General features: G+C 69.6%; 15 protein-coding genes. 6 read left to right on the top strand and 9 right to left on the bottom strand.

Annotated elements, in window-relative coordinates; all coding sequences use genetic code 11:
• The first annotated feature begins 159 nt into the window (after positions 1-159).
• The 5 genes from ABZ893_RS07230 (at position 160) to ABZ893_RS07210 (ending at position 7375) form a co-directional block, all read left to right on the top strand.
• Entirely contained in the window at positions 160-897 is a 738-nt protein-coding gene (locus tag ABZ893_RS07230) for a glucose 1-dehydrogenase (protein ID WP_361398152.1), read from the top strand.
• A 323-nt stretch (positions 898-1220) separates the two neighbouring features.
• Positions 1221-2693 carry an MFS transporter gene (locus ABZ893_RS07225; RefSeq protein ID WP_361398148.1) on the top strand — a complete coding sequence of 491 codons (1473 nt, stop codon included), beginning with the start codon at positions 1221-1223 and terminating at the stop codon, positions 2691-2693.
• 42 nt (positions 2694-2735) lie between these two features.
• Entirely contained in the window at positions 2736-4400 is a 1665-nt protein-coding gene (locus tag ABZ893_RS07220; RefSeq protein WP_361398145.1) for a thiamine pyrophosphate-binding protein, read from the top strand.
• Positions 4401-4421: 21 nt separating this feature from the next.
• Complete coding sequence (locus tag ABZ893_RS07215) at positions 4422-6137, top strand: amidohydrolase family protein (RefSeq protein WP_361398142.1); 1716 nt, start codon at positions 4422-4424, stop codon at positions 6135-6137.
• The gene (locus ABZ893_RS07210) at positions 6134-7375 is read left to right on the top strand and encodes an amidohydrolase family protein (protein WP_361398139.1); all 1242 of its coding nucleotides are present in this window, start codon (positions 6134-6136) and stop codon (positions 7373-7375) included. Before ABZ893_RS07215 ends, ABZ893_RS07210 begins: the two co-directional genes overlap by 4 nt.
• Before the next feature lie 65 nt (positions 7376-7440).
• On the opposite strand, the gene ABZ893_RS07205 is transcribed toward ABZ893_RS07210, so the two are convergent.
• The 5 genes from ABZ893_RS07205 to ABZ893_RS07185 all read right to left on the bottom strand — a co-directional run bounded on the left by ABZ893_RS07205 (position 7441) and on the right by ABZ893_RS07185 (position 11051).
• Entirely contained in the window at positions 7441-8007 is a 567-nt protein-coding gene (locus ABZ893_RS07205) for a PaaI family thioesterase (RefSeq protein ID WP_361398136.1), read from the bottom strand.
• Complete coding sequence (locus tag ABZ893_RS07200; protein ID WP_361398133.1) at positions 8004-8618, bottom strand: DapH/DapD/GlmU-related protein; 615 nt, start codon at positions 8616-8618, stop codon at positions 8004-8006. Before ABZ893_RS07200 ends, ABZ893_RS07205 begins: the two co-directional genes overlap by 4 nt.
• A gap of 10 nt (positions 8619-8628) precedes the next feature.
• A complete protein-coding gene (locus ABZ893_RS07195; RefSeq protein ID WP_361398130.1) occupies positions 8629-9369 on the bottom strand; it encodes an SDR family NAD(P)-dependent oxidoreductase in 741 nt (246 codons plus the stop codon).
• A 99-nt stretch (positions 9370-9468) separates the two neighbouring features.
• Positions 9469-10323 (bottom strand): aldo/keto reductase, encoded by an 855-nt coding sequence (locus ABZ893_RS07190; RefSeq protein WP_361398994.1) that lies wholly within the window; start codon positions 10321-10323, stop codon positions 9469-9471.
• Positions 10324-10409: 86 nt separating this feature from the next.
• Positions 10410-11051 (bottom strand): TetR/AcrR family transcriptional regulator, encoded by a 642-nt coding sequence (locus ABZ893_RS07185; protein WP_361398127.1) that lies wholly within the window; start codon positions 11049-11051, stop codon positions 10410-10412.
• 218 nt (positions 11052-11269) lie between these two features.
• Between ABZ893_RS07185 and ABZ893_RS07180 the strand changes: the two genes are divergently transcribed.
• Entirely contained in the window at positions 11270-12886 is a 1617-nt protein-coding gene (locus tag ABZ893_RS07180; RefSeq protein ID WP_361398124.1) for an AMP-binding protein, read from the top strand.
• Between the two features lie 75 nt (positions 12887-12961).
• Here ABZ893_RS07180 and ABZ893_RS07175 read toward each other — a convergent pair whose 3' ends face one another.
• Genes ABZ893_RS07175 through ABZ893_RS07160 form a run of 4 tightly spaced genes read right to left on the bottom strand, consistent with a single transcriptional unit; the run spans position 12962 to position 17648 of the window.
• Positions 12962-13705 carry an ABC transporter ATP-binding protein gene (locus tag ABZ893_RS07175; RefSeq protein ID WP_361398120.1) on the bottom strand — a complete coding sequence of 248 codons (744 nt, stop codon included), beginning with the start codon at positions 13703-13705 and terminating at the stop codon, positions 12962-12964.
• Positions 13702-15552: a branched-chain amino acid ABC transporter ATP-binding protein/permease gene (locus ABZ893_RS07170; protein WP_361398118.1), complete on the bottom strand. Its 1851-nt coding sequence runs from the start codon at positions 15550-15552 to the stop codon at positions 13702-13704. Before ABZ893_RS07170 ends, ABZ893_RS07175 begins: the two co-directional genes overlap by 4 nt.
• A gap of 2 nt (positions 15553-15554) precedes the next feature.
• Complete coding sequence (locus ABZ893_RS07165) at positions 15555-16412, bottom strand: branched-chain amino acid ABC transporter permease (RefSeq protein ID WP_361398115.1); 858 nt, start codon at positions 16410-16412, stop codon at positions 15555-15557.
• Positions 16413-16442: 30 nt separating this feature from the next.
• On the bottom strand, positions 16443-17648 hold the full coding sequence (locus ABZ893_RS07160) for an ABC transporter substrate-binding protein (RefSeq protein WP_361398112.1): 1206 nt from the start codon (positions 17646-17648) through the stop codon (positions 16443-16445).
• Positions 17649-17756 lie beyond the last annotated feature (108 nt).

Here is a 17756-nt window from a genome sequence, read left to right as displayed (position 1 = left end):
GTGTCGCACCGACACAGGCTCTGTGGAGCCTGCCCCCACCGGGCCCCGGGCGGCAGCGCCGTTTCCCATTGACCGGGAAGTTGCCGGAGCCACCGGGCCTGGTCCGCTGCGAACATCGCGGCCACTCGCACACACCGACAGGCAGGGGAGGTCCACGGGATGAGCGGACGGGCGGACGGCAAGGTGGTCGTCGTGACGGGCGGCTCGCGCGGCATGGGCGAAGCGTTCGCGCGGCGCCTCGTAGCGGAGGGCGCGAAGGTCGTGATCGGCGACGTCCTCGTGAAGGAAGGCAAGGCGCTGGCGGACGAACTGGGCGCGGAGAACGCCCTGTTCATCGAGCTGGACGTCACGAGCGAGGCGTCCTGGAACGCGGCCGTCGCGCGTACGGAGGAGGCGTTCGGTCAGATCACGGGTCTGGTGAACAACGCAGGCCTGGTCCAGCGCTGCCCCATCGAGGAGCTGAGCGAGGCCGACTACCGCCGGGTCATGGACGTCAACGAGGTCGGCGTCTTCCTCGGCATGAAGGCCGTGCTGCCGTCGATGCGGGCGGCCGGCGGCGGCTCGATGGTCAACATCTCGTCGCTGGGCGGGGTCATCGGCTTCCCTTACATCATCAGTTACGTCGCCTCGAAGTGGGCGGTGCGCGGCATGTCGAAGGCCGCCGCGCAGGAGTTCGCGCCGTACAACATCCGCGTCAACTCGGTGCACCCCGGCATGATCGCGACCGACATGACGGCGAACTCGGAGCGTTCGCACGAGTCGGTGAAGCATCAGCCGATCAAGCGGCAGGCCCAGCCGGCCGAGGTCGCGAACATGGTGCTCTATCTCCTGTCGGACGAGGCGAGTTACTCGACGGGCGCGGAGTTCCTGGTGGACGGCGGGTACGCCAGCCAGTGAGCGGCTGAACGGCGCGAGCGAAGGCTCGGCGAAGGGGCGGACCGTCACGGTCCGCCCCTTTTTTCATGAGCAGTATCAGCGGTTTTCAGACGTCCGCGATGCCCGTATATGACCCTGTTCGCTTTTCCCGGTGTCCGGGAAAACGCGAGCGCCTGCGCACCACGTCCATTGCCCCTCGCGCCGAACGGCTGTTAGACCCGAGCCCTGCCACGGCGCAGCGGTCCGGAGTCCCCCGCCCCACCCCTCTCCGCGCCGATCCCTGCCGCCGCTCCGCCCTCCCCCCACGCCTTGAGACCTCCACCGTCCCCCGAGGGAGCCGCACCATGCGGGAAGACATCACTCAGGCCCTGCCAGACGCACCAACGCCCGCCGCCGACAAAGGCGAGCGGTCGAAGCTCTACTACTTCTCGATCATCGCGCTGCTGATCCTCGCCACCGAGGTCGTCGGCTTCGAGTTCACGTTCATCTACCCGGCCGTCGGCCAGATCGCCGCCGAGTTCAAGACCCAGCAGGTGGCCTGGGCGCTGACGATCCTGTACCTGGGCGGCACCGCCGTCGTCCCGGTGGTCGGCAAACTCGCCGACATCCACGGCAAGAAGAAGATGTTCGTGCGCTGCGCGCTCTGCTTCCTCGCCGGCACCCTGGTGTGCGCGGTGGCGCCGTCGTTCCCCGTCTTCATGACGGGCCGCGCGCTCCAGGCTTCCGCGCTCCCGTTCTTCGTCCTCGGCTACGGCCTGATCCGTGACCTGCTCCCGGCCCGCCTGGTCCCGATCGGCCTCGGCGCCCTGGCCACCAGCACCGGCATCAGCGCGATCCTGTCCACGTTCCTGGGCGGCTGGCTGATCGACGCGCACGGCTTCCGCGCGACGTTCTGGTTCCTCTTCGGGTACATGGGCGTACTGCTGCTCGCGGTGATCGCGTTCCTGCCGGAGTCCCCCGTCCGCAGCCCGCAGCGCGTCGACTACAAGGGCGCCCTGCTGCTGGTCCTCGGCTGCGCGGTGCTGCTGGTCTCGCTGGGCATGAAGGGCGTCACGCTCGTCGCCGCCCTGCTGATCTCGGTGGGCCTGCTCGTCGCGTTCTACCAGAGCCAGAAGCGGATCGCGGCGCCGCTGATCGACCCGTCGATCCTCACCCGCCCCGCCTTCTTCCTCACCCTCGCCACGACCGGCTCCCTGACGGTCGCGTGGGCCGGATACGGCTTCCTGTTCCCGCAGTTGCTGATGGCGCCCCACGGCGCCACGGGGTACGGATTCGGCCTGAGCGCCGTCCAGTTGGCGCTCTGGCACGGCCTCCCGATGGGCCTGGGCACGATGGCCTGCGGAATGCTCGGCGGCTGGCTCGCCCGCCGCTCCGGGCCCCGCGTCGTACTGATCCTGGGCGCGCTGCTGCTGGTCGCCGCCTGCCTGATGGTGGCCTTCGTCGCGCCGACGACGGACAGCGCCTGGGTGTTCCGCCTGATGTCGTTCACCGACGGCGCCGCGGCGGGCTTCTTCCAGGCCGGTACGCAGAACATCATCGTCGAGACCGTCCCCGCGGAGCGGCAGGGCATCAGCGGCTCGATGAACTTCATGGTCCAGAGCCTCGGCGGCTCGCTCGCCACGGCCGGTCTGACGGCGGTCCTGCTCAAGTACCCGCTCGGCGCGGGCAAGGCCGGCCAGTTCCTCTTCACCTGGGAGGGCTACCGGACCGTCTTCCTGATCGCCGCCGCCTGCGCCGTGCTCTCGCTCGTGATCAGCCTCGCCCGGCGCGACGGACGCACCCCGGCGAGCGGCGGCCTCGTGTCCGGCGCGCACTGAACCCCGTACATACACCTACATCTTGCTGAGGAGTCCGACCCGATGACACCGCTGACACCGCACACCGTCGACGGCGGAGGAGCCGTCGCGCTGGCCCTGGAGGCGCTGGGCGTCGAGACGGTCTTCACCATCCCGAGCGCCCACACCCTGTCCATCCTCAAGGCCATTCACCAGCGCGGACGGATACGGGTCGTGGGAGGCCGGCACGAGCAGGGCGTGCTCCACGCGGCCGACGCGTACGCCCGCACGACCGGCCGGCTCGGCGTCGCCGTCGCGAGTACGGGGCCGGGCACCGCGAACACGATGGGAGGCCTGTACGAGGCGCATCACGCGTCCTCCCCGGTGCTGCTGATCACCAGTCAGGTACCGACGCACCACCTCGGCCGGGGCCGCGCCTACGTCCACGAGGCCGAGCAGCAGGCGGCGATGCTGCGGACGCAGTGCCGGGAGGTCGTCACGGCGACGGACGCGGACTCGCTGGCGGAGACGGTCGTCCGGCTCGGCCGGTCCGCGCTCAGCGGCCGTCCGCGTCCGGTCGCGATCGAGATCCCGACGGACGTGCAGGACGAGTACGAGACCGTCGTCGACCTCGAAGCGCTGACGGCGTCGGCGTCCCGGCTGCTCCCCCGTCGCGCGCCGTCCGCTGACGCGGTGGCGCAGGCGGCGGATGTGCTGGCCGCCGCGTGCCGTCCCGTGATCTGGGCGGGTGGCGGGGTCGTCCGTTCCGAGGGCGCTCCCGAGGCGCTGCGTGCCCTCGCGCGGCGCTGGCAGGCGCCCGTGATCACGAGCCGGGAGGGCAGGGGCGCTATCGGCGAGCACGATCCGCTGAGCCTCAACGCCAACGCGATCGACAGCGACATGCCGGCGTATCTCGCCTCGTGCGACGTGATGCTGGCGGTCGGAACGCGGTTCCAGCAGTACCCGACCGCCGAGTGGAGCCTGCGGCTGCCGGAGCGGCTCGTGCATCTGGACGTCGACCCGACGGTCATTGGCCGCTCCTACCCTGCGGAGTTGGCGCTTGTCGGGGACGCGGCCGAGGGGCTGCGGGCCCTGCACGCGGCGCTTCCGTCCCCCGACACGGACGTGGCCCTCGAGCGCAAGCGGCACGTGGAGCAGGGCCGGCAGACCGTCGAGCGCACGCACGCCCTGGTGGCCGAGCGGGTGGGCCCCGACCATGCGGCGATCTGCGAGTCCATCAAGCGGCACCGGCCGAGGCGCGGCGTGGTCGTACGCGACGCGACCGTGCCCGCTTACGCGTGGGGCGAGACCCTGCTGCCGATCCACCACACGCGCACGTCGATCCGCTCGACGGCGGCCGGCATCGGGCCGGGCCTTCCGCTGGCGATCGGCGCGGCGCTCGGCAGCGACGAGCCGGTGGTCGTCCTCCAGGGCGACGGCGGTTTCATGCTCAGCGTCGGCGAGCTGGCCACCGCTGTCCAGCACCAACTACCCATCGTCATCTGCCTGTTCAACGACTCCGGCTACCAGATGCTGCGCAACATCGAGGGCCGGCGCGGCGACGGAATGCTCCACGACGTGGACCTCTCCGCGCCCGACTTCACCGCACTCGCCGCCTCGTTCGGCGCGCGCGGCGTGAAGGTCGCGAGCGCCGCGGCCTTCGACGAGGAGTTCGCCCGGGCGGTCCGGCACCGCGGCCCGACCCTCATCGAGATCGACATGCACTCCCTCACCCCGATCAACCGGTAACCACCGGCGACTGGAGGACACATGCAGGACCTGATCATCCGCGGCGGCACGGTCGTCGACGGCACGGGAGCCGCCCCGGTCACCGCCGACGTCGCCGTGAAGAACGGACGCGTCACGGCCGTCGGCAAGGTCACCGAACGCGCCACCCGCGAGATCGACGCCTCGGGCGCGGTCGTCGCCCCCGGCTTCGTCGACATCCACACCCACTACGACGCCCAGGTCACCTGGGACCCCATGCTCACCCCGTCCTCGCTGCACGGCGTGACCACGGCGATCGGCGGCAACTGCGGCTTCACGCTCGCCCCCGTGACCCCGGAGGCGGCCGCGTACCTCGTGCCGATGCTGGCGCGCGTCGAGGGTATGCCCATCGAGTCGCTCACCGAGGCGCTGCACGTCGACTGGGACACGTTCGCCGCGTATCTGGCCCGTCTGGAGAACCAGGTCGCGCTGAACGTCGGTTTCCTCGTCGGCCACAGCACGCTGCGGCAGCTCGTGATGGGCCAGGACGCCATCCGCCGTGAGGCCACCGCGGACGAGGTCGCCGCGATGACGGCCCTGCTGCGGGAGAGCCTCGCCTCCGGCGCCCTCGGCTTCTCCTCCACACGGTCCCAGTCGCACAGCGACCACGAGGGCACGCCGGTCCCGTCGCGCTGGGCGTCGGTGGACGAGCTGGTGGAGCTGAGCCGAGAGGTGGGCCAACACCCGGGCACCACACTGGAGTTGATCCCCTCCATCGACATGGAGTTCGACATGGAGGCATACGACGCGATGGCCCGCATGTCGGCCGCCGCGAACCGCCCCCTGAACTGGAACCTCCTCAGCGTGCGCCCCGGCGAGGCCGAGGCCCGCTACCGCGCCAACAAGCTCGGCGCCTCCGACTACGCCCGCGAGCGCGGCGGCCGCGTCATCGCCCTGATGCTCCCCCAGGTCTCCACCCTCCGCCTGAGCTTCCTCGCGGGAATGCTGTACGACACGCTGCCCGGCTGGTCCGACGTCATGGCGCTGCGCCCCGAGGCCCGCCTCAAGGCGCTGCGCGACACGGCCGTACGGGACAAGCTGCGGGCCGGCGCCGCCGATTCGCCGCGCGCGTGGGCGAACTGGGCGGACACGGTGATCGCCGACGCCGCCGCCGAGAAGCTCCAGCCGTACGTGGGCCGCCGCGTCGGCGACATCGCCGCCGAACAGAACAAGGATCCCTTCGACGCGCTCCTCGACCTGGCCTGCGAGGACGAACTGCGGCTCGGCCTGATGCCGCCCGTGCTCGGCGGGGACGACGCGTCCTGGGCCGAGCGGGTCCGGCTCTGCGGCGACGACCGCGTGGTGCTCGGCGGCTCGGACGCGGGCGCGCACCTCGACATGATCGACACGTTCGCCTGCCAGACGACGTTCCTCAAGGAAGCCGTCCGCGACCGGGGTCTGATCAGCCTGGAGCAGGCGATCCACCACCTGACCGACGAACCGGCCCGCCTGTACGGGCTGCGCGACCGGGGCCGCATCGCGGTCGGCGGCCACGCCGACCTCATCGTCTTCGACCGCGACGAGGTCGGACCGGGCAACGTCACGGCCCGCGCCGACCTCCCCGCGGGCGGCTGGCGGCTCACCTCGGACCCGACCGGGATGCATCACGTCATCGTCAACGGCACCCCGATCGTCGAGGACAACAAGGCGACGGGCGCGCTGCCCGGGCACATCCTGCGGTCGGGTCAGGACACGGACACGGTGGAGGCACGGGCATGACGGACGCACCCCTGACATCGGGCAAGCAGCGCATCCCGCGGATCGTGTCGGTGGACGACCACGTCGTCGAACCGCCCCACGTCTGGCAGCGCTGGCTCCCCGAGCGCTACCGGGCCCGCGGCCCGCGCGTCGAGCGCGGCGGCTTCGAGATGGTGCAGAAGGACGGCGCCTTCGTGATCACCCGCCCCTCGACACCGTCCGCCGGAGGCCGCGAGGTCGACTGGTGGATCTACGAGGACGAGGGCTACCCCATCCCCATGGTGATGGCCTGCGCCGGCTACTCCGAGGACGAGTACACCTTCGAGCCCATCGGCTTCGAGGCGATGCGCCCCGGCTGCTACGACCCCAAGGCGCGCCTCGCCGACATGGACCTCAACCACACCGAACGGTCCATGTGCTTCCCGACGTTCCCGCGCTTCTGCGGGCAGCGGTTCTACGAGGGCAAGGACAAGGACCTCGGGCTCGCCTGTGTGAAGGCGTACAACGACTGGATGATCGAGGAGTGGTGCGGGGACTCGGGCGGGCGGCTCATCCCGCTGTGCATCATCCCGCTCTGGGACCCGCAGGCGGCCGCCGCCGAGGTCCGGCGCAACGCCGCGCGCGGCTGCCGCGCCGTGACCTTCAGCGAACTCCCGGTCAACCTGGGGCTTCCGTCGATCCACGACAAGTCGCGCTACTGGGACCCGTTCTTCCAGGCCTGCGACGAGACGGGCACGGTCGTGTGTATGCACATCGGCTCGGGTTCGAAGATACCGACGTCGTCACCGGACGCCCCGCCCGGCGTACGGTTCGCGCTCACCACGCACAACGCGCAGCTGTCGATGGCGGACTGGCTCCTGTCGGGCGTCCTGGCCCGCTTCCCGCGCCTGAGGATCGCGTACTCGGAGAGCCAGATCGGCTGGATGCCGTTCCTGCTTGAGCGCGTCGACAACGTGTTCCGCAAGAGCTACGCCTGGGCGGAGCTCGACCCGGCCATCACCGAGCCGCCCAGCACCTATTTCCCGGGGCGCGTCTTCGGCTGCTTCTTCGAGGACGACTTCGGCGTACGGGTACGGGACGAGGTGGGCCTCGACAACATCACGTTCGAGATCGACTACCCGCACCAGGACTCCACCTGGCCGAACTCCCTGGCGTATCTGGAGAAGGTCACCCAGGACCTGACGGACGAGGAGATCCACCGGATCGTGCGCGGAAACGCCTTGGAGATGCTGGGACTTGAGGACGTCCCGCTGCCCTAGCGGCAAATGGGGAAGCGCGGGTGGGGTCGACACCCCGCCCGCGCTTCTCCATGTCCCCGGTGACGTCAGCGACTGGCGACCTCGATGAAGACGCCCGTGGCCTCGACCGTCCGCACTCCGTCACACTCGATCCAGCCCGCCACGGTGACCCTGCGCCCCGAGTGGTCCACCAACTCGGCACGCAGTTCGAGCGGCCGGTCCAGCGGAGTCAGCGCCGGGTAACGCAGGCTCAGCGTCCCCGTGACGCACAGCAGCCCCTTGGACTGCACGAGGATCCCCAGCATGTTGTCCATCAGCAGGGCGCTCACCCCGCCGTGCACCGAGTCGGTGGGACCCTGGTGCACGGCGCCCAGCGTGACGGTGGCCTCGGCGCCGCCGTCGTCCGGGAAGCGCACTTCGAGCGGGACCATGCCGGGGTTGTAGCGGGCGAGCACCACCGGAGTGCTCTCGAAGATGCCGGTGACGGACTGCGTCACGCAGCGGTCCCGGGTCTGCTTGTTCAGCGTCCGGGTCAGGGAGTCGATGGCCTCCGTCGCCGCGGTCAGGTCCTCGTCGGAGAGGTCCGTCACCGCGACGGCATGGGTCAGGGCGCGGGTGGCCTCGACCAGTCGTTGACGCTCGTCCAGGGTCACTTGGCCGCCCTGCGTATCTCGTGCAGCGGGACCGACACGTCCCGGCCTGTGCTGACCCGCTTGCGGTCCGGTTCGACCTCCGTCAGCGGCGTCACCTCGCGCAGCGTGGCGAGCGACCGCTTCGCGAGCTCCCGGTAGACGCCGATCCCGTTGGCCTTCCACGCGAGCATGTCGGCGTCGAGCGGGCGGACCACCTTCGCGGGGCTCCCGGCGACCAGCGACTCGGCGGGGATCTCCATGCCGGCGGGTACGAAGCTGTTGGCGCCGATCAGCGAACGGGCGCCGACCCTCACCCCGTCCATCACCACGGCGTTCATCCCGACAAGCACCTCGTCCTCGATGTGGCAGCCGTGCAGGATCGCGCCGTGGCCGATGTGGCTGCCGGGGTCGAGGACCGTGTCGGCGCCGGGGAAGGCGTGCAGTACGCAGCCGTCCTGGACGTTGGACCCTTCCGCGACCGTGATCCGGCCGAAGTCGCCGCGCAGGCTGGCGAGTGGGCCGATGTAGCAGCCGGGCCCGATCACCACGTCCCCGATCAGCGACGCCTGCGGATGCACGAACGCGGCGGGGTCCACGACGGGTATGACGCCGTCGATCTCATACACACCCATGCGACGCTCCTCAGGCGGTCTGGCCGCCGTCGATGACGAAGTCCTGCCCTGTGCAGTAGCTGCCCGCGTCACTGGCGAGGAAGGCCACCAGGGCGGACACCTCGGCCGGCTTCCCGACCCGCGCGATCGGCAGGTTGGCGACCGCCCCACCGCCGGCCCGGGTCTCCTCACTGATCATCGCGGTGTCGATCGCGCCGGGGCAGATGCAGTTGACCCGGATGCCGAGCGCGCCCAGCTCCTTGGCGGCGGACTTGGTCGCGCCGCGCAGCCCCCACTTGGACGAGCTGTACGCGAGCCCGCCGGGGTAACCGCCCAGCGCCGCGGTCGACGCGATGTTGATGATCGAACCCCCGCGCTCGCGCATGAGGGGGATCACCGCCTTCATGCCGAGGACGGGGCCGATGAGGTTGATCTGCAGGGTGGTCGTGAGCTCCTTCTCGGTGAGCTCCAGGAGCGGCCGCTTGCGGTAGGCACCGGCGTTGTTGACGAGCACGTCGACCCGCCCGAACCGCTCTTCCGCCTGGCCCATGACCTCGGTCCAGGCACTCTCGCTCGCGACGTCGAGCGAGCAGGCCAGCGTCTCGCCGTCGATGTCGTCGGCGACGGCGCGCACCGCGGCCTCGTCGAGATCGGTGAGGACCACCTGAGCGCCGAGCCGCGCGAAGAGCCGGGCGTGTTCGGCGCCTTGGCCGTGCGCCGCCCCGGTGACGAGGACGACCTTGTCCCGCAGATCGATCAGGTTCTCCGCCACGATGCCATCCTCTCGTCGGTATCCAGACTCAAGCCCAAACAAGCGCTTGGTTCGCAAGATAGCAACGAGCCCGCCGTCTCCGGTAGCGCTCAGCGCCCCCTAACCGGCAAAAGGAGACGCCTCCAGCCGGTCGAACTCCTCCGCACTCAGCTCGAACCCGACCGACTCCACGGAGTCCAGAACCGACTCCGGGCGGCTCGCCCCGGGGATCGGGATGACCACCGGCGACTTCTGCAACTGCCACGCGAGCGCCACCCGCTGCGGACTGACACCCCGCGCCTCGGCAACCGCATGGAACTCACCGTGGGCCGACCCGAGCCCCTTCGCCTCCCGCATCCCGCCGAGCGGGCTCCACGAGGAGAACGCGATCCCCAGCTCGGCACACAGCTCGATCTCGGGCTCACTGGACCGGAACCGGGGCGAGAACTCGTTCTGTACGGCGACCAGCGCGTCACCGAGGATGTCGCGGGCCAGCCGGATCCGCTCAGGGTTCGCGTTCGAGATCCCGGCACGCTGGATGAGCCCGGCGTCGTAGAGATCCCGCATCGCGCCCATGCTGTCGGCGTACGGGATCTGCGGGTCGGGCCGGTGGTGGAAGTAGAGCGGCAGCGCGTCGAAGCCCAGTCGCCGCAGCGAGTCCTCGCAGGCGCGGCGCAGGTGTTCGGGGCGGCCGTCGATCCACCAGGTGTTGTCCGGGAGGCGGATGTGGCCGCCCTTGGTCGAGACGATCACATGGTCGGTGGAGCCGGGGTACAGGGCGAGCGCCTTCATCACGGCGAGCTCGTTCACGCCGTAGCCGCCGGCCGGACCGTAGACATCCGCCGTGTCGATCAGCGTCACCCCGGCGTCCAGGGCCGCGTGGACCGTGCGGATGCCCCGCTGCTCGTCGTACCCCATGACCTGGGTCAGCGTCATCGCGCCCAGGCCGATCGGGAAGACGTCCAGGTCACCCATGGGCCTGGACGTCTTTCGTGCGGTGCTGCTCACTTGCCCTCCCTTTGTCCGAGGTCGACCGTGCGAGGCCGACCGCGACGCGGAGGCTACGAGGTGTGGAGGCCTCCGTGGATCACGGTGAGGAACTGCACCGCGACAGCTTCGTGCTTGTACTTGCCGCGCGGGCGGTACCAGCGCACCGTGGACCAGATGGCGTCGCGGATGAACCGGTAGGACAGGTTGATGTCGACGTCGGCGCGGAACACGCCGGACTTCTGTCCCGCCTTGAGCACCGACAGCCAGATCTTCTCGATCTTGTCGCCGATCTCCCCGACGTGCTCGAAAGCCGGCTGGCGATGGAGCATCGTCAGCTCGTTCTGGTAGAGCGCCACGGCGACCGGCGAGGCGTGGATCGCGGCGAAGGAGTGCCTGATCAGCTCGTCGAGGACTTCTTCCGGGTGCGTCCCCTCCGCCTCGATCGCGATGAAGCGCTCGAGCAGCGGGTCGAGGAAGTCACGGAGGATCTCGTCGAGCATCTCCTCCTTGGAACTGAAGTGGTGGTAGAGACTGCCCGACAGGATGCCCGCCTCGTCGGCGATGTCCCGGACGGTCGTCTCGGCGTACCCTCGCCTGGCGAACAGCTCGGCGGCGATGCCGAGGAGTTCGCCACGGCGTTGCGACCCGCTGTTCCCGGCCGACCTGCTGCCGCGCCTCCTGGTCGCCGTCTGCCCGGACCGCCCAGCCGCCATGTCGTCCGTCCCTCCAGCCGGGAGACCTTCTCCCCAGCAAGCACTTGTTTCAGTCTGCCATGACCGCCCCCACCAGGGGCAGCATCCCCCGAAGGGTGTACGACTCCTGCCCTGGTCCAGACAATGAAGGCGTCGGAAGTCGCTCGCTCCAGACCATGACACCGCCACCCGTCACCCATAACATACCTAGCAAGCACTTGGTTGATTCGGAGGAACCCGTGAGCAGCACTGCAGCCCCACTGACCATTCCCCGTCTCCTCGCGGGCGCGGCGGCGGAGCACCGAGAGAACCTCGCTGTCGTCGACGGTGACCTCCGCGTCAGCTACCGGGAACTGGCGGACGCGGTCGCGCGGACGGCCCGTGCCTACGTCGCCACGGGCATCTGCCCCGGCGACCGGGTCGCGGTCTGGGCGCCCAACCGGTTCGAGTTCATGCTGGCCATGCTGGGGGCACAGTCGGCCGGGGCGTGCGTGGTCCCGATCAACACGCGCTATCGCGGGCGCGAGGCCGCCGTGATCCTGGAACGGTCGCGGGCCTCGCTCCTGGTGGTCGCGGGCGGCTTCCTCGGCAACGACTTCGCGGCGATGGTGCGTGAGGCGGTGGCCGACTCGGCGCGTCCGGACGAGGACGGGCCGGTTCCCGGGCTGCCGCACCTGCGGACCCTTGTCGACATCACGGCCACGGAGTCCTCGGAGAACACGCTGGCCTGGCCTGACTTCCTGGCCCGCGCCGACGAGGTGTCGCCCGAGCGGGGTGCCGAGATCGCCGACGCGGTGACCCCGGACGACGTCTGCGACATCATGTTCACCTCGGGCACCACGGGCGTGCCCAAGGGTGTGCTGAGCGCGCATCGCCAGACGATCGGCGTGGCCCGGGTCTGGGCGCAGGGCGCGAAGCTGAGCCCGGCCGACAACTACGCGATCGTGAACCCGTTCTTCCACGGCTTCGGTTACAAGGCCGGCATGATCGCCGCGCTCGAAGCGGGCTCCACGATCTACCCGCTGCCGACGTTCGACGTGGACCGGACCCTCGAACTGATCGCGAGCGCCAAGATCTCTGTGCTTCCGGGGGCGCCCACGATCTTCACCTCCCTCCTGGACCACCCGCGCCTCGCGGAGTTCGACCTGAGCTCCCTGCGCTTCTCGATCGCCGGGGCGGCCTCCGTGCCCGAGTCCCTGTTCCAGCGGATGCGCGACGAGCTGGGCTTCGAGACGGTCGCGCAGGCCTACGGTCTGACCGAGTGCGTCGTGGCCACCCAGTCCCGTCCGAACGAGGATCCCGCGCACATCGCGCAGACCACCGGCCCGGGGGTCCCCGGCATCGAGGTCCGTGTCGTCGACGCGGAGCAGAAGGAGGTGCCCGTCGGCGAGGACGGCGAGATCCTGCTGCGCGGTGACAACGTCATGCTCGGCTACTTCGAGGACGAGGCGGCCACGCGTGCCGCGATCGACACCGAGGGCTGGTTCCACACCGGGGACGTGGGCCGGCTCGACGAGCACGGCTGCCTGAAGATCACCGACCGCATCAAGGACATGATCATCGTCGGCGGCTTCAACGTGTACCCGGCCGAGGTCGAGAACACCCTGGCCGCCCACCCCGGCGTCTCGGAGTCCGCGGTCGTCGGCATCCCCGACGCGCGGCTGGGCAACGTCCCGTGTGCGTACGTCGTGCCCCGGCGCGACGTCCGTCCCACGCCCGAGGAGATCATCGCCTTCTGCAAGACCAGGCTCGCGAACTTCAAGGTGCCGAGCAGGATCGTCCTGGTCGACGAACTCCCTAAGAACGCCAGCGGCAAGATCCTGAAGACGGACCTGCGCGGCGGCGCGGCTGCCTGAGTAAGTCCCGGTACAGCAATCCGGCCCCTGCCGATACGGATCGGCAGGGGCCGGATTTGCGCGACCGGGGTCGGCTCAGGAGCCCGGAGCCGGGGTCCTGCCGAAGTAGGCGTCCTGGAGGTTGTCCAGGTCGCTCGCCTCCGAGGCAAGGACGACGCGTCCCATGTCGAGGACGGCCACGTGGTCGGCGACGGCGATCGACGCCTCCACGGCCTGTTCGACGAGGAGGATCCCGATGCCGGTCTCCTTCAACTGGCCGACGCGCTCCATGACTTCGTTCACGATCACGGGGGCGAGGCCGCCGGAGGGCTCGTCCAGCATCAGGAGCTTCGGCCCTGCCATCATCGCCTGGGCGATAGCGAGCATCTGCTGCTGACCGCCGGACATCGTGCCGGCGATGAGCTGCCGCTTGTCACCGAGGACCGGGAACAGCTCGTACATCCTCTCGGCCTCCTCGCGCAGGGCGGCGCGCTTGAGGCGGCGCGTGTAGCCGCCGAGCAGCAGGTTCTGCTCGACCGTCAGCGCGTGGAAGACCCGTTTGCCTTCCTGGACGTAGGCCATGCCCTGCTTGACGCGGGTGTGCGCGGCGGCCTTCGTGATGTCCCGGCCGCCGAGTTCGACGCTGCCCGCGGACGCCTTGTTGAGGCCGGACACCGCACGGAGTGTGGTGGTCTTGCCGGCGCCGTTGCGTCCGAGCAGGACGGTCAGCTGTCCCGGCCAGACCTCGAAGGAGACGTCCCAGACGACCCGCAGGTCGCCGTACCCGGTGCCGAGGTTGCGCACCCGGAGGATCGGTTCGTCGGTCTGCTGCTTCGTCATGCGTTCTCCCCCGAGGCGACCGGGTCGGCCCCCTGGTCGGCGCCCGTGTGCGCGGCGGCAGGAGCGGGGTCCACTCCGAGGTACTCGCTGAGCACCCTGGGATCACGCTCGATCGCTTCCGGCGGCCCGGTGGTGATGAGCTGCCCGTGGGCGAGTACGGCGATGTCGTCGGCGAGCGAGAGGACGAGCCGGAAGTTGTGCTCGACCAGCACCACGGTCCCGCCCGCGTCCCGGATCTGGCGGATCAGCGACGCGAGCCGCTCGACCTCGTGCTCGTCGAGGCCGGAGGCGGCTTCGTCGAGCAGCAGCACACCCGGGGCGTCGATCAGGGCCCGAGCCACTTCGAGGAGCCGGCGCATACCCAGCGGCAGCGACACCGCTTCGGCGTCCCGCAGGTGGTCGAGGCCCACCAGCGCGAGCATCCGCTCCGCCTCCAGCGCGTCCTCGCGGCGCACGCGCCGGAACCGAGGTGTGCGCAGCACGGCCGAGAGGACCGAGGCCCGGTGTCCCATGTACCGGCCCGACGCCACCGCCTCCAACACCGTGACGCCGGCAGGGATGTTGGGCGTCTGGAAGGTACGGGCGACACCGGCGCGCGCGACTCCGTCGGACGTGAGTCCGTGGAGCGCGTTGCCGTCGAGGGTGATCTCGCCGTCGTCCGTGCGGTAGAAGCCGCACACCATGTTGAGGAGGGTGGTCTTGCCGGATCCGTTCGGCCCGATGAGAGCCGTGACGGTGCCCGGCCGGGCGTCGAGCGAGACGCCCTTCAGGGCCTGGTTGCCGCCGAACGCCTTGGACACGTTCCGGATGCTGAGGGTCGCGCCTTGGAACGGGGGTATCTCCGGGGCGGGACCCGCTCCGGTGGCGATGGCACTCTCCGTCGGCCGGGCCTTCCGGTCGAGCTTCGCGACGACCACGCGGAAGACCCGGGCAAGGCCGCCGGTCAGCAGGACACCGCCGATCACGAGGAACACCCCGGTGAAGACGAGTGCGTACTGCTGGAAGCCGGAGGACTGGTTGGGGCCGAACTGCATGACGGCCGCGCCGACCAACGCGCCGTACACGCTGGCGGATCCGCCGAGGATGGACGCCGACAGGACGGTGGTCGCGAAGGCGAACGAGAACGCCTCCGGGGACACGTACAGGTCGAGGTTGGCGAACAGCGCGCCCGCGAGGCCCGCCGGGATGGCGCCGAGTGCGTACGCGAGGAGCTTCATCCGGAAGACCGAGATGCCGGTCGACGAGGCGAGGACGGGGCTCTGCTTGAGCACGCGCAGGGCGATGCCGTGCCGGGAGGTCACGATGTTGCGCAGCACCGCGAACCAGAGGATCGCGACGACCGCGATGACCACGTAGAAACCCGTGCCGTCGAGCAGGCTGCCGAACAGGGTCGGGCTCTGGATGCCGCTCAGGCCGTTCCTGCCGCCGGTCGCGCCGGGCATGATCGCCAGCACGTCGGGGACGAGCAGGACGAGGAAGAACGAGGTCATCGCGAGGGACCAACTGCCCAGGCGCAGACCGGGGATACCGGTGATGATGCCCACCGCGAGGGCACCGACACCCGCGAGCACCAGCTGGAGAAGGATGTCGGTGTGACCCGCCTTGGAGAGCAGACCGGCGATGTAGGCCCCTGAGGCATACATGGCCGCTTGTCCCAGGGCGAGTTCACCGGCGTATCCGAGGCTCAGGTTGAGCCCGCTCACCACGAGGGCGAGGATGAGGGTGAGCTGGATCTGGCGGGAGGTCGAGAAGTCCAGGCCCGCCCAGGGCAGGACGAGCACGACCAGGCCGAGCGCCAGGGCCAGGATCCAGCTCGGCACCGCGCGAACGGTTCGCCACAGCACCATGGTCACACCGTCCTTTCCTGGACCCGGACGAAGAGTCCCGCCGGTCGCACCAGCAAGATGACGATCAAGATGACGAAGACGGTGATGTTGGCGTACTCACCGCCCAGATAGCGGGCGGCCATCGCCTCGGCAAGGCCCACGACCAGACCGCCGACGAGCGTGCCCGGCATCGAGCCGAACCCGCCGATGGCCAGGACGACGAATCCCTTGAGTGCGAGGGACGCGCCGAGGGTGGCCACCGCGAACGTCTTGGGACCGACGAACATCCCGAGGACACCGGCGACGGCACCGGAGAACGCGAAGGCACCGAAAGCGAGCCGGCGCACGTTCACGCCGCGCAGCATCGCCGCCTCACGGTCCTCCGACATACCGAGCAGGGCCAGGCCCACCAGGAAACGCCGGCTGAGCCGGGTGAGCGCCCACACCAGGAGGACGGCCACCACGATGAGTGCCAGTTCCACCGGGTACGTCTGGCCGCCCAACACCTGGAGGACGTCGTTGCCGCCGAAGAACGGGACGTTCAACGGCTGGGTGCCCCAGACGAGTTGGGTGGCTCCGTTGAGGAAGATGGAGACGCCGAGTGTCGTGACGAGGATGTTGTGCGGGTCCTTGACGGGCCGCACCGCCAGCCGTTCCTCGACCGCCGCCAGGGCGAGGACCGAGGCGACGGCCAGCAGCATCACGACCGGGACGGACAGCTTCCAGGTCACCAGGCCGGTGTAGGTGACGAAGGCACCGACCATGATGAGTTGTGCTTGGGCGAAGTTGAATGTCTTCGAGGAGATGAAGACGATGTTGTAGCAGACGGCGACCAGTGCGTAGACCGCACCGAGGGCCAGTCCGCCCCAGATCAGAGTCACGGCTGCTCCCATCCGCGTGTGACTGACCGCTTACTGGAACTGGCCGTCCTTGATCGCGGACGGCTCGACGAAGAGGAACTCGCCGGCGTCGGCGTTCGGGCTGTGCGACGTGGCGCTGAAGTGGTAGCCGTTCAGCATCGCCGTCTTCGCCTTGTCCGTCACCGACTTGTCCTCGAGGGCCTTGGCGAGCGCCTGGGGGTTGTCGAGGGAACCGGTCTTCTTCGCGGCGGCGGCGATCAGCGGCAGCGCGTCGTAGTTGCAGGCGACGATCAGGGTGGACCGGATCTTGCCCAGCGACTTCATGGCCTCGACGGCCTTGTTGACGGCGGCTTCGTTCGCGTCGTGCTTGGTGCTCTTGTGCACCTGCATGACGAGGTTCTTGACCTGGTCGGTGCCGAGGACGCCGGCGGGCGGCGGCGTGGAGATCAGGCTCGTCGCGGACACCGAGGTGTTGGCGACGATCGGGACGTCCCACTTCAGCTTCTTCATGCTCTTGAGCAGGTAGCCGACGGGGGCGCCGTAGCCGTCCATGATCAGGGCGTCCGGGCCGGCCGCGCGGACCGCCTGGAGCTGCGGGGTCATGTCGAGCGCGGCGACGTCGTACTCCTCGCTCTTGACGACCTTGATGCCGGCCGCGGTGAACGCCTTGGTGACCTCGGTGTTGAAGGACTCGCCGTAGGAGCTGCTGCCGTGGACGATGCCGACCGACTTGTAGCCCTTCTCCTTCAGGTGAGGGATGAAGCCCTTGACGTAGTCGGTGGGGCTCGGGGCGAGGTCGAAGTTCAGCGGGAACGCGGACGGGTGCGAAGAGTCCGCGGTCGGGCCGATGTTCATCGACAGGATGTTGTTCTGCTTGAGGATCGGGAGGATCGCGGCGGTGACCGTCGACGGGCCCGAGTCCAGGTAGAGGTCGGGCTTCTTGCCCGAGTTGATGGCCTCGCGGAGCTTGGTGACGGCGGTCGTCGGGTCGCCCGCGTCGTCCACCGCCGTGACCTCGACCTTACGGCCGAGTATCCCTCCGGAGGCGTTGACGGCCTTGGCTCCCGCCTTGGCCGCGAGCACCGAGGTCGAGGAGTTGTCCGCCAGGACACCCTGCGCGCTCAGACCACCGGTGACCAGCACGCGATAGGGCTGGTCGGAGCTCTTGGCGTCCTTGGCCGAGCCGGATCCGCACCCCGCGAGGGTCAGAGCCATACCCGTGGCGGACGCCACCACAGCAACGATTCGTCTGTTCATTTTCAACCCTTATGGAGAGCCAGCAACGAACCAAGCGCTTGATTGTGCGGCGAACCGTAGCATGGCAAATCTCACGTGGGTCAAGCGTCGGATTCGCAACGGTTCGGG

The sequence above is a fragment of the Streptomyces sp. NPDC046821 genome (genome assembly GCF_040645335.1).
Classification (GTDB): domain Bacteria; phylum Actinomycetota; class Actinomycetes; order Streptomycetales; family Streptomycetaceae; genus Streptomyces.
The sequence above is the reverse complement of the archived record's forward strand: the minus strand, read 5'-3'. Positions and strand labels throughout refer to the sequence as shown.

Coding starts and splice junctions, on each gene's coding strand:
- ABZ893_RS07190 (WP_361398994.1), bottom strand. CDS start 10,323: ATGGGTGACCTGGACGTCTTCCCGATCGGCCTGGGCGCGATGACGCTG.
- ABZ893_RS07220 (WP_361398145.1), top strand. CDS start 2,736: ATGACACCGCTGACACCGCACACCGTCGACGGCGGAGGAGCCGTCGCG.
- ABZ893_RS07225 (WP_361398148.1), top strand. CDS start 1,221: ATGCGGGAAGACATCACTCAGGCCCTGCCAGACGCACCAACGCCCGCC.
- ABZ893_RS07175 (WP_361398120.1), bottom strand. CDS start 13,705: ATGACGAAGCAGCAGACCGACGAACCGATCCTCCGGGTGCGCAACCTC.
- ABZ893_RS07160 (WP_361398112.1), bottom strand. CDS start 17,648: ATGAACAGACGAATCGTTGCTGTGGTGGCGTCCGCCACGGGTATGGCT.
- ABZ893_RS07210 (WP_361398139.1), top strand. CDS start 6,134: ATGACGGACGCACCCCTGACATCGGGCAAGCAGCGCATCCCGCGGATC.
- ABZ893_RS07215 (WP_361398142.1), top strand. CDS start 4,422: ATGCAGGACCTGATCATCCGCGGCGGCACGGTCGTCGACGGCACGGGA.
- ABZ893_RS07200 (WP_361398133.1), bottom strand. CDS start 8,618: ATGGGTGTGTATGAGATCGACGGCGTCATACCCGTCGTGGACCCCGCC.
- ABZ893_RS07170 (WP_361398118.1), bottom strand. CDS start 15,552: ATGGTGCTGTGGCGAACCGTTCGCGCGGTGCCGAGCTGGATCCTGGCC.
- ABZ893_RS07230 (WP_361398152.1), top strand. CDS start 160: ATGAGCGGACGGGCGGACGGCAAGGTGGTCGTCGTGACGGGCGGCTCG.
- ABZ893_RS07185 (WP_361398127.1), bottom strand. CDS start 11,051: ATGGCGGCTGGGCGGTCCGGGCAGACGGCGACCAGGAGGCGCGGCAGC.